Annotated in this window: 1 protein-coding gene; it reads right to left on the bottom strand. The window is 67.5% G+C overall.

Annotation, left to right across the window (positions count from 1 at the left end; all coding sequences use genetic code 11):
- Nucleotides 1-271, bottom strand: a 271-nt coding sequence (locus KMS84_RS40145) for a TraB/TrbI/VirB10 family type IV secretion system protein (RefSeq protein ID WP_256921593.1), incomplete at both ends; no start/stop codon positions are given.

Below are 271 nucleotides of genomic sequence, written 5' to 3'. Positions count from 1 at the left end.
AAGCTGCGCACGTCGCGGCTGACCACCGCGCGCGCGAAACCGGGCAAATCCGAATTGAGCGCGGTTTCCAGCACGGCGGGGATGATCGCACCCTGCGGCACCACCGTTGCCAGATTATGCAATTGCGAGGCGCGTGCGCGTTCGGGTTCGGCGGACGAGACCCGCTCGGCAAATTGTTCGTCGCCATCCAGACGCGAGGCACCGCCGCTTTTGCCGTCGGCGGCTTTGGCGGCATCGGTTGCGCCCGCTTTGCCGGGTTCGGTAGCGGGGG

It is taken from the genome of Streptomyces hilarionis (assembly GCF_024539675.1).
Classification (GTDB): domain Bacteria; phylum Actinomycetota; class Actinomycetes; order Streptomycetales; family Streptomycetaceae; genus Streptomyces; species Streptomyces hilarionis.
Note: the sequence above shows the minus strand (reverse complement) of the source record. Positions and strands in the feature narration are given on the sequence as shown.